This is a genomic window from Bremerella cremea (assembly GCF_039541315.1).
In the GTDB taxonomy this organism is placed as follows: Bacteria; Planctomycetota; Planctomycetia; order Pirellulales; family Pirellulaceae; genus Bremerella; species Bremerella cremea.
Window position 1 is genome coordinate 151,713 of sequence record NZ_BAABFZ010000004.1, and the last position, 11,220, is coordinate 162,932.

The following is an 11,220-nucleotide window of genomic DNA, read 5'->3' on the forward strand; positions in this document are numbered from 1 at the left end:
ATCCGAATAGTTTCGATGCAACTTGCCTGCGAACCGAGCCAGTGGGAGGGGCTAAGAGTACGTTCGATAGAGATTCGGCGTGGTGCCGACCTGGCGGCGGAATTCTCGCCCAAGATGGGACGGGCTATAGAAACCGCACTGCTGAGCGATCTCGGTCATGCTCAGATCCATACTCCCATATCGCAGCAGTTGCTTGGCGTGGTCGATGCGGATCTTCAACAGATAACGCTTGGGCGTTTCCCCCATGGTTTGGCGGAATAGCCTTGTGAAGTGACACGGATCGACGCCGGCGACACCGGCGATTTGATCGCGGGAAAGATCGTCGGCGAAGTGAGCGTGCATGAAATCGAGGGCACGCTGAATCGAATCAGGCCGCAGGCGATCTCGTTTGCGAACGTTCGGCAGCTTGTGCTTCGAGATGACCAACAGACGCCGGACGATGTCGTCGACCACATCGCCAGCCGTCATCCGCTGACCAGCCGCCGGAGAGGCCTGGTATTGATGGAGCAAACGCTTCATCAGCACTTCCAGAGCATCGTCACGGAAGAAGTTGCTGTGCAGTACGTCGAGCGACTTGAACTCTTCCCCCAATAGGCGACTGGCCCGCGAGTTGAGGGCATCTTTGTCGATGTAGAAGGTGATGCTGTGGAATGGCCCTTTGCCTTTGATTTCGGTCGAGACGCCTGCCGAGGTCAAAATCATGTTGCCGGGTTCGTTGGGACGCAGGTACCTGCCGAACCCCATGTCGAGTTCCAGTGGGCTTGTCGCGGCACTGTTTACCAGCAACGAGAGCAAGTGCTGGTCGGCCGCGTCGCCATCGTCGATCGCCTCGGAGAGCAGGACTTCCGCGATCTCGAATCCAACCACGTCGTCCTGAAAATGATTGACCGCCAACATCCTCTCACGCATCCAATTGGGCGTAGTGCGATACATCTCCCAGCTATCGACGCTCATCGATAGCTTGGGACGTTTCGACAGGATTTGGTTCAGTGCGCTCATACGAACAAGATATTCGAGGTAAATCGATTTCTTGAACAAAGGTGTTATTATAGCTACCGGCTCGCTTTCAGCAGGGGATAAAATCGCCGAAGATTTCCTCTGAAGGACTTCCCATGGCGGGGTTGATCGGCCAAAGATGAGTGGCGTCGATGCCTGTCGAATACCACATCAAAGCTATCCACGAGGGATTATGTCTGGTTTCATCCATCGTAAGCAGCAGTCGCCTACGCTGACGCAGCAACTCGAAACACTGCAGAAACTTGGGATCGAGCTGGCCGAAGGGATCACGGTCGACGACCTGTTGGTCTCGTTTGATCAGGCCAGCTTCGAGGCTGACCCTTATTCGCTGCTGCTGTTTGTGCTGGGGATTGAAGCCGAGGAAAGGCCGTACGGTCGCCGGATCAGCCAGGACGTCTGGAACTTCGATACCGAGTGCATCACCGGTACCGGCAGCTATGTGCCGATCGTCCAGAATCTTGCATCGCTGGCTGGGCAGAGCGAGCGTATCACCGAGATCGAAGACTTTGTCGATCTGGAAGAAGGTCAGGCCTGGCTGAAGTATCGCCTGGATGGCCAGCCTCAGACGTGGGATGTCGAGGTAGACGACGACTGGGCCGATCCGATGGTGGTCAACTACGTGATGGGCGATCTGGAGAAGCCCAACCAGCATTTCTATGCGTTGGACAACGGGCAGTCCGCAATCCTGTTGTTTTTGGAAGATAGCACCGCGAAGGAGCTCGGCAAGTTAGTGTCAGAGCCCCTCACACGTGCGATTCCGGAGTAATAGCGGAAGCTTAGAGCTCCCAGCTAAGGCCAGTGTTGGCTTCCGGTTTGACATCGAGTTCGTGCTTGCTGTGCACGTTGCATTCTGGAGGAAGCGTCGCCGAATCGGGGACCTGACGGCCATCTTCCAGCGTGATCATCTTGCCGTTCGGCCAACTTGCGTAGAACTCGACCCGCTTCATGCCGGGTGTCGAGTCGCCATCGAACTGGCCATCGACGATTGGGATAACCTGGGTTGGGCCGGAGCCGACTTCGCCGGTCGCCGGCAGCAGAACCAGCTTGCCTTCTTCGATCGGCTTGCCATCGAAGGTAACGGTACCAGCAACCTGGAAACGATTTAGGCCGTCACCGGCAGTACCGCATCCAACGAGCAAACAAGCGGCGACCAGCATGCCTGTCGCCGCGAGAAAATTCAGTTTCATTTTTACCAACCGCGCGAGAATAAATGGAATAAGTTCCGAGGGCCGAGCTGCTTATTGCAGGCCAGCAGTGACTTCGCCACCGTCGCGAGTCGCCGCCGCTCGCCAGATGACGCTGTCGATCGTTTCTGCAACGAAGCTCACCGAACCATCGACCTTCAAAGCCTGAACACCGCCTGGGTGGTGGCTGCGAGCATAAGTCGCATAGACGCCGCCAGAACCAGCGCTGACGGCCGGGGCGTACTGGTCGTTGTTCACGAAACGGCCTGCCTCTTGGACGTCTGGGGTTGGCGAGTTCGGAGTGACGTTGGCCGAGATCGTGGCGTTTCCGGTGTAGCACATGTTGTACATCCCGCGACGATCGGTGACCGAAGCGTCGACACCACCTTCCGGGATCAAGTTGATTTCGCTGACCAGCAACGTGTGGCTGGTGCCGTCGGTCACGTCACCCATCCGCACCTTCGACAACGCGAAGAACATGCCGTTCATCCGTTCGTCGGCGTTACCACCCTGATCGTAGTAACGGGAGTTACCATGCACGCCGAGGTAGTTACCGCCGAAACCTTCTTTGGAAACCTTCGGGCCGGCGCCATCCGATGGGCACATGTAGCCTTGGACAACCGTCCGGGCCGCATCAATCTGCCACGAACCTTGGTTGATCTTCTGACCGGCGTCCAGTTGTTCCCACAGGGCCTGTTGTTCCATGTAAGGCAGGATGCTGCGGGCATAGCAGTAACGGAACTGATGTCCCGAAGTGTTAAAAGGTCGAACTTCGTAGCCCAGTGTCTGGAAGTAACCAGGAGGGAACTTCAGGTGGGTGTCGTGATAGGTGTGCATCGCGATCCCGATTTGCTTCAGGTTGTTGCTGCACGACATACGACGTGCCGCTTCGCGAGCCTGCTGCACCGCTGGTAGCAGAAGGGCGATCAATACACCGATAATTGCAATCACCACCAGCAGTTCAACCAGGGTGAAACCGAGACGAGAATGAGTACGCATGACCGCGCGTCCTAAAAAAGACTAAGAAATATTTCGCAAAGTCAATGGTAGGCGTCGAAAACTGCGCAGGCCATGAGCTATTTCACAGGCAGCTGTGTTAATGAACGGTGAAGTCTGAGGTGATATCCCCTATGTGGAGTATTTTAGGGAATTGCTACCTGCATTCACGGCATCTACGGGGGACCTGCTCAACATCTTGGGGGTATGAACCACGAGAAGGGAGTGACCCGGGACGATCGAAGAGCTAACAAACATGGTGGATTCGATCCTTATTTCTTTCCGCTAGAGTGGGTGGTAAGGTCTTGGTAGGACTGCGGGATTCGTTCTTCGAGGTCGAAAACGACTAAGGAGGAAGATGGTTCCGTTAGGCGATTTTGGACTGGCTGAAAGAGAGGTTGTTCCGAGCGAGATACGTCGCCACGAATCGGCGTTCAAAGCGATCGTCGGCAACTCGTGTTCAAGTCGCAACGAAATTGCTAAGCCCGAATTGCGCTAGCCTAGCATTCGGTCCAAGGCGGTCAGGGCAACCGGCCAGGGAGCCTGCCGCGCCTCTTGAACTTGCCACCACTGTTGAACGATTTCCGCCAATGCTTCGTGCCCTTCCCGCGCGACTTGCCAAAGCTTAAGAGCATCGGCCAATGAAACGGTGCCGGGGCGAACCAGTTCGACTTCTTCAGCCGCATAGAGAATGCCTGGCAATGTGGCGAGCCGAGCCACCATCGGCAAACGATCGCGTGCGATGTTCTCGCTGTATTTTGGTAGATCGAGATTCAACTGCGAGAAAAGCCAACCGAGCCGGGCCACCTCGGGCAATTGTGGGTAAGGATCGTACAGAACCGCTTCGACTCGAACGCTATTGTAGTCGAGATGGGCCGTGCCTCGTCCGCCGGAGAAAGGCAGGATGAGGATGACGTCGGCACTCTCTGGCAGAAAAGCTTCCGGCAAAACCCGTTGTAGAAAATGCAGCAGGCCTGGGCCGCGAGCTTCCCAGGCTTCTCGCAGAGGTCGACGTCGCAGCGGCAATTCCTCTTCCGCCTTTGGCATGGCCGTGTGATAGGCATGCGAGAGATCGGTGAAGATTGCTGTCAGGTGCTCGGCAGTGCCACCGTTTTCGTACTCGAGACCTCGTGTCTTGCGGAGAATCACGCCAGCGAGCTCATGTTTCCCGGTGAGCTGCGCCGAAAGTGGCAAAGCGTGCCGCCAGAACGGTTTGAGGGGAACGCCAGCCGTCTTGAGGACGTTAATCAGTCGGTCGACGACCGGTTGCATCGACTCGACCACCATGTCGGGGACCCCTGGTGGCCGCTGTTCCGACAGGATCTGGGCCGCGTGCAAGCAACTTGTCCACGTACTTTCTTGCCAGCGAACTTCCAGATTCATCCTTGGGTTCCTTCCGTTAGGGTGGGAATTTGTTCTAAAATCATCTCTTTCATCGCGAACGATTGCAACCGATAGGGAGAACTGTTTCCCTGTGGAAGAGCTCGCGGCCCGTTTTTATGTTCTACACGCCTCAGGAGAGTGGAACTCATGCTGAAAGAGAATGGCAACCGGTGGTCTGCCGCCGACTCGACCGAACTGTACGAAGTCGATCGTTGGGGGAAGAACTACTTCAGCATCAATAGCGACGGGCACGTCATGGTGCACCCTTCCAAGTCGCCAGAGAAGGGAATTGATCTGAAGATGGTTGTCGACCGCCTCGAGGCTCGTGGTGTCGACCTGCCGATCTTGCTGCGATTCAGCGAGATCCTGCAGAACCGTCTGCAAGACATCAATAACGCTTTCGCCTCGGCCATCACCGAATACGAATACCAGAACAAGTATTCCTGCATCTACCCGATCAAGGTGAATCAACAGCGGCACGTTGTCGAAGAAGTGCTCGACTATGGTCGCCCTTACGGCTTTGGTTTGGAAGCTGGTAGCAAGCCGGAACTTCTGGCCGTGATCGCGATGACCGACGAAGCGACGCCGATCATCTGCAATGGCTTCAAAGATACCGAGTACATCGAAATCGCCATGTACGGCCAGAAGCTCGGCCGCACCATTATTCCGGTTGTCGAGAAGTACACCGAGTTGGCCTTGATCTTGAAGACCGCCGAAGAAATTGGCGTTCGTCCGAAGATTGGTTTCCGCGTGAAGCTTGCCTCGCGCGGTAAGGGACGCTGGTCGGCCAGCGGTGGCTATCACAGCAAGTTTGGTCTGACCGTAACTGAAGTGCTGCGAGCCCTCGACGAACTGAAGTCGCGCGGCATGGAAGATTGCTTCCAACTGCTGCACTATCACCAGGGAAGCCAGGTCAGCAACATCCGCTACGTGAAGACGGCCTTGATCGAAGCGGCCCGAATCTACGTCGACCTCGTCAAACGCGGCGCCGGGCTGAAGTACTTGGACGTCGGTGGTGGGCTGGGCGTCGACTACGATGGTTCGCAGACCGACTTCCATTCCAGCATGAACTACACGCTGGAAGAATATGCTCGCGACGTTGTGTCGCACGTTCAATCGATCTGCAACGAAGCCGAAGTCCCGCATCCACACTTGCTGTCGGAAAGTGGACGTGCGGTGGTCGCGTTCCATAGCGTGCTGGTATTCGGCACGCTGGGCGTCGCGGAGCAAGGCTTGGGCGAGCTGAAGCAAGAGATCGACGAAGATACGCCGACGCCACTTCGCGACCTGAAGGAAGCCTACGCATCGGTTAGCCCACGCACCGTGCTGGAAAGCTTCCACGATGCTCAAATGGCGCTCGATATGGCGTTATCGATGTTTGGCAACGGCAACTTGACGCTGGAAGAACGCAGTGAGGCCGAAACGCTGTACTGGAACCTTTGCTTCAAGATCCGCGGTCTGATCTCGGAACTGGATCACGTGCCAGAAGAGTTCGAAGGTTTGGATCGCATGCTGTGCGATACCTACTTCTGCAACTTCTCGCTGTTTCAGTCGCTGCCAGACAACTGGGCGATCAACCAGTTGTTCCCGATCATGCCGATCCATCGGCTGAACGAAGAACCGCAGCGACATGCGGTGATTGGCGATATTACCTGCGACAGCGATGGCAAGATCGATCAATTCATCGATCGTCGCCACGTCAAGCGAACGCTGCAGCTCCACCGTTACGACGGCGAACCTTATTACATGGCGGCGTTTCTGGTGGGTGCTTACCAGGAAGTGCTGGGCGACCTGCACAACTTGTTCGGCGACACCAATGCGGTGCACGTGGAACTCGACGACCAGGGCGAGCCTTCCTTCACCCACATTATCAAGGGTGACACCGTTCAGGAAGTATTGCACTACATGCAGTTCAACGAAGAAGAACTGACTCGCCAGATGCAGCGAAGCGTCGAGCAATCGATCAAACGCGGTGCCATCGAACAGAAAGACGCCGGCACGATTATGAAGTTCTACGAATCGGGGCTGCGAGGTTATACCTACCTCGAGTAAGCCGAGCTTTCATAAAGGCGATACAAAAACACCCTGCGAAGTGCAGCCAAATGGCCCAACTTCGCAGGGTGTTTCTTTGCGCCGATCGATTATGCCCACGCCATGATGTTCAGCGAGGGGTCGCGAAAGATCTAAAAATCGCGGATCGCCTTACGCATGGTGTAGTGGGCTTCCTTCGGCCAAAGGGTCTTGCCGGGGCCGGCAATCTCATCATCCAGGAACAACTCGTAGACGAATCCCTCGCGGATCGGAGCTTCGAGCGTGACGGTCGCTTCCAGGCGGTCATCCGAAACGACGACCGAAGTGACCGATTCCAAACGCCGCTGTTGATCGTCGCCACCATATGCCGGCGTCGACGTGCGGGTGTAAGAGGCAATGCTATAGTTCGACGCCAGGTTGCCATACCCGGAATCGATTTGATCGGTAAAGCGAATCTTAAAGCCGGTCGGTGTCGCACGGACTTCGTCGATTCCCAATGGCAAGTGCACCGAGTTCGGACGAAGGCGTGTGAACGTCCCGACATTATTTCCCCCGCCCCAGCCGGCATCGCGGAGGTTGCCAACATAAAGGTCTCCGTCTGGTGCCACCGCGCAACTGATGGGTCCCAACAGGCCTTTCTCGACATCTTGAGGAGGATCGACCGTCAATGGATACGCAGCACCTTGGATCGTGTCGCCTACCTTTTCGAGGCTCATGCGGACGAGCCGGCGGGTGTCGTATTCGCAGCCAACGAGGTCGCCTTCCCAGGGACCAAACAAATCGTAGCCTAGTTTCTTGCGAACATCGGTAGGCGTTTCGAGAAAGCAAATCCCATTCACGCTTCGGGTCCATGGATGTGGGATCGCGATCGACGGAGGCGTCTCAGGTGGAGCAAACCCCGGCTTCCGATCAACGGCATTGATGAAGCCGTACCGCAGACCAGGGACGACATGGTTCAACTCGTTGAATGGGTTCCAGTTGCCTTGATTGTCGGTGACAAACAGTTCCCCCTGATGATTCCGGGCGATCCCCATGGGGAAGCGGTGCCCGGCAGTCAGTTCTTCGATGCGATATGTTTGCTTGTGAGGATCGTTGGAAGTGGGGGTCAGTTTCACGACCGTGCCACGCAGTTTGGCAGCCTCTTTCGAGCGACCATCTTGCTGGCAAGGAATCGCTGCGTAGTAATTGCCTTCGGCATCTTGTGGCAACCCCACGACCCAGTCGTGATAGTCGTCGGTGTGGCCCCAGCCGTTGGAAAGGTTGGTCACCTTCTCGACGATGCCGTCGCCATCTTCATCCCACAGCCGCAGCAGCGCGTACTTGTTGACAATGTCGACATACTTGCCGTGAGCCTTCAGACCGTAAGGGGCCGCGTATTCGTCGCCGAACTGCTGGTAGGTATCTTCCAGGCCGTCGCCATCGGTGTCGGTCAGTTTCCAGACGCGACCCTTCAGCGAAGCGGCCATCAGGCTGCCGTCGGGTTGCCAGTCCATGGCGATCGGCATCATCTCGGTGGTGATCGGTAAACGGGTCGCCGACCAGCCAGGGATGATGTCGAGATCAACTGCCTTCGACATTTGTGGAGGCACCGGGACCGCCGCGGCGATCGTTTCGCCCGGCAGACGCAGCAAATAGGTCGCCGTCAGATTCTTCTCGTTGGCGGCCAGCCAGACAAGCTGATCGGCATCGGGCGAAAGCGTTTCAGCGTGATCGAGCGCGATCAGCATATCGCCCGAGCTGAACTGGATCTGGTCGTCGACCTGGCCTGCCAGTTGGACCGGACCGGCAAGCGTTTCGCGAGGAAGTCGGAGGCCGATCGAATAGCCTTCCGGAAGATTGGTGACCGTGATCGATCGCGTGAAGCCATTTCTCGGCGAACCTTCCTGCGTCCAAAGTGGCGTCAGCGTTTGACGGACTTCCAGATCGATGGGATCTGACTTGCCGAAGTGCAGTGTCTGCGTCCAGGTCAGCGCGTCGCCGTTGTAGTCGATCTCTCCGAATCGCGTGAAGAACTGACCATCGCGGCGCGGCGAGATTGGATTGTCGTCGCCATCGCGAAGGACAATTTCAGGAGCTGGCGAATTGGGATCGAACAGCCCGCGACCGCCGATTTCCCAGTGCCAGGTCTTTCCTTCGCTCCGTTGCCGAGCAACATCGCCGACCCACCATTGGTAAAGCGAAGCCGACTCGAGGTCGTACAGCACGTTGTTCCGATTCGGCAGACCAACCAGCAGCGGCTTGATCAGCACCTTCTTGTCGGCCAGCTTGATAACATCGGTCAACACGATCGCTCGATCAGTGGCTGACTTCTCGCCTGTTTGTCGCACGATGCGAAGCGGGTCAGGCTTCGGCGGCGTAAAGTCTGGCGTATTGAGCACATGCCACACGGCGGCTAACTGGGTATCGACCTGGTTGTCGAGCACGCCTTGGACCGGCAGTTTCACGCTGGGCATTTCCATCCGCGGAACGATGCGGGCAGGATCGTGGACCCAGCGATAGAACCAGGGCTCGCGGATGCGATCCCCCAGCATCGACAGGTCAGGTCCTTTCGCATTCAGCGGCGCCTTCGGAGGGATCATCTGCCCGACCTGATGGCAACTGGTGCAGCCGAAGCCATCGGTCGTGACCAGCCGCGATCCAGCGACGGTTGCCGCCAGCCCTTCGACTTCACGAATGGTGGGAATCGCCGGCGCTTTCTCTGGAATGCGATCCTGAGCGACGAAGTGATTGACGAGGGCCTGTTGTTCTTCGGCCGTCAGATCGAACTTCGGCATCTGCACGCGTAGCCATGGCCGGTGATTGCCTCCGCTACGGCGAATGGCGGCCAGCAAGGCTTGGTCGTGCAGCTTATCGCCAACACTGTTGAGCGACGGAGGTACCATCGCTGGAAGCAATGAACTAAGGCCTGAGTGGGCATCGACGACTTCTTTGGCTGTTTCCGAAAGGCCTTTCCCGGTGCCACGAGGATGGCAGGCCAGGCAGTTGTTTTCTTTCAAGATCCAAGCGGCATCGGCACTCGCTTGCGGCGACTGCTTCGCGCGGGCAACTTCGCGAATGTACGTCTTGATCGCTTCACGGTCCGATTCGGGCAGGTCGTAGCCAGGCTGTCCCTTGGCGGCGACGGGCGCTGCCATACAGGCATCTTGCCAGAGGTTGCCAGGGCCAAGCTTCGGCAGCGAAGGACGAACTTGCTTGGCGGCATCGCCAGGCAGCGTATGACACGACTGGCAGCGATTGTCCGCGATCAGCTTGCGGCCTTGCTCGATCAGCAGCGGATTGAATTTGCGGACAGGCGTTTGGGCCAGGGTTTTGTCTTCGGTTAGCGTAGCCAGGTACGAAGAGATGTCGTCACGCTGTTTGTCATTCAAATCGTAAACCGGCATCCTATGGTCAGGGTTCAGCTTGGCGGGATCGGCCAGCCAGGTCTGAAAGAAGCCTTTGGGGCGTTTCGCGGCGATGTTGGTCAGGTCTGGGCCACCCATCACGCTGGCCGTGCCGAGCTCGCCAATCGTATGGCAGGCCGTGCAGCCGAGGGTCAGCACCAGGTTCTTTCCACTGGGTGCCGAGCCTTTCGTGGGCAGCTCGCTTTTCTTTTCGCGCGGCTTCGATTCCGACAGAAGATACTCGACCACCGCATCGACGTCGTCGTTCGATAGCTCGAAGTGAGGCATGCGGCGAAGCGTGTCCGAATTCTCTTCGGACGGCTTGCTGGCGAGCCATTCACGAAGCCATGGCTCGGATAGGTTGCCATCCAACTGGGCCAGCGAGGGAGCCTTGGCGGCTAGTTGCTGTTGCTGAACATCGTGACACGCGGTACAGCGATAGCCGGCAATCAGTTCGCGGCCTCGTTCAAAAGGCTGTTCGATAGTTTTGTCGATGTCGTGATAGAAGTACTCGGCAGGGATCGGTTCAAGAGGGAAGTCAGGTCCTGACCAGAACAGCTTGAGCTCGGCATCGGGCTGAGTTCTGGCGAAGTCGACCTGAAACGGATGCCAGTCAAACTTCATCGACACCGGCTTCCCGGTCACCCACTGCGGCGTGGTCGTGTTGGCTTCCAGCACGACCTGGTCTTCAAGCTGAACGCGGACTTTGCCACACACATAGGCGTAGATGGTGTAATCGCCAGAGGTGCGGCTGAGCAGCAGGCCGTCCCACCTTGCACTGAACTTCCCTTCGCTGATCCGAAGATCGGGCGATGCTTTGCCCCAATCGAACGACACGGTCGGATCGATGCGAACGCAGCGTGTGCCGTCGGTCGCCTGGATCGTGGTGATCAGCCCAGAAGCGAAGTCTTCTTCAAATTGAGCTAGCACGACGCTGGCGGAAGCGAAAAACCAGGCAAGGGCGATGGTCAGGGCCGAGGTGATAGGGCGCATGCACAAAGTCCTGATGAGGTAGGCAGTGGTGGGAGGTTTGCTGGTTCCGTCAGGGACGCCAGGCCCCGCAGATAACCGATCGACTGAGGAGGCATGCCGGCGAAAAGGCACGTTAATACGTTAGATATAACGTGGAATCAAGTCGAAGGCAATCAAGTTCCCGCCTCGGCGGCTGGACATTCGCTGGGCGGAAAACCGAATCCAGTATAAGGTAACCCTAACAGTCGTGCATG

General features: G+C 57.2%; 7 protein-coding genes. 2 read left to right on the forward strand and 5 right to left on the reverse strand.

The window, feature by feature from the left end:
• Window positions 1-51: 51 nt before the first annotated feature.
• Window positions 52-999, reverse strand: a complete 948-nt coding sequence (locus ABD890_RS15345) for a helix-turn-helix domain-containing protein (RefSeq protein WP_345091344.1) — start codon at window positions 997-999, stop codon at window positions 52-54.
• Window positions 1,000-1,189: 190 nt separating this feature from the next.
• Between ABD890_RS15345 and ABD890_RS15350 the strand changes: the two genes are divergently transcribed.
• Window positions 1,190-1,783, forward strand: a complete 594-nt coding sequence (locus ABD890_RS15350) for a hypothetical protein (RefSeq protein WP_345091348.1) — start codon at window positions 1,190-1,192, stop codon at window positions 1,781-1,783.
• A 10-nt stretch (window positions 1,784-1,793) separates the two neighbouring features.
• Here the strand turns inward: ABD890_RS15350 and ABD890_RS15355 are convergent, their stop codons facing one another.
• From ABD890_RS15355 to ABD890_RS15365, 3 genes are all read right to left on the reverse strand, one after another.
• Window positions 1,794-2,204 (reverse strand): hypothetical protein, encoded by a 411-nt coding sequence (locus tag ABD890_RS15355; protein ID WP_345091350.1) that lies wholly within the window; start codon window positions 2,202-2,204, stop codon window positions 1,794-1,796.
• A 51-nt stretch (window positions 2,205-2,255) separates the two neighbouring features.
• Window positions 2,256-3,200: a DUF1559 family PulG-like putative transporter gene (locus tag ABD890_RS15360; RefSeq protein WP_345091353.1), complete on the reverse strand. Its 945-nt coding sequence runs from the start codon at window positions 3,198-3,200 to the stop codon at window positions 2,256-2,258.
• A 492-nt stretch (window positions 3,201-3,692) separates the two neighbouring features.
• Entirely contained in the window at window positions 3,693-4,580 is an 888-nt protein-coding gene (locus ABD890_RS15365; protein WP_345091356.1) for a hypothetical protein, read from the reverse strand.
• A 147-nt stretch (window positions 4,581-4,727) separates the two neighbouring features.
• On the opposite strand from ABD890_RS15365, the gene speA reads away from it, so the two are divergent.
• Entirely contained in the window at window positions 4,728-6,632 is a 1,905-nt protein-coding gene (gene speA / locus ABD890_RS15370; protein ID WP_345091359.1) for a biosynthetic arginine decarboxylase, read from the forward strand.
• A 131-nt stretch (window positions 6,633-6,763) separates the two neighbouring features.
• On the opposite strand, the gene ABD890_RS15375 is transcribed toward speA, so the two are convergent.
• Window positions 6,764-10,987, reverse strand: coding sequence for a c-type cytochrome (locus ABD890_RS15375; RefSeq protein ID WP_345091363.1), 4,224 nt, complete (start codon window positions 10,985-10,987; stop codon window positions 6,764-6,766).
• Between the last annotated feature and the right edge of the window lie 233 nt (window positions 10,988-11,220).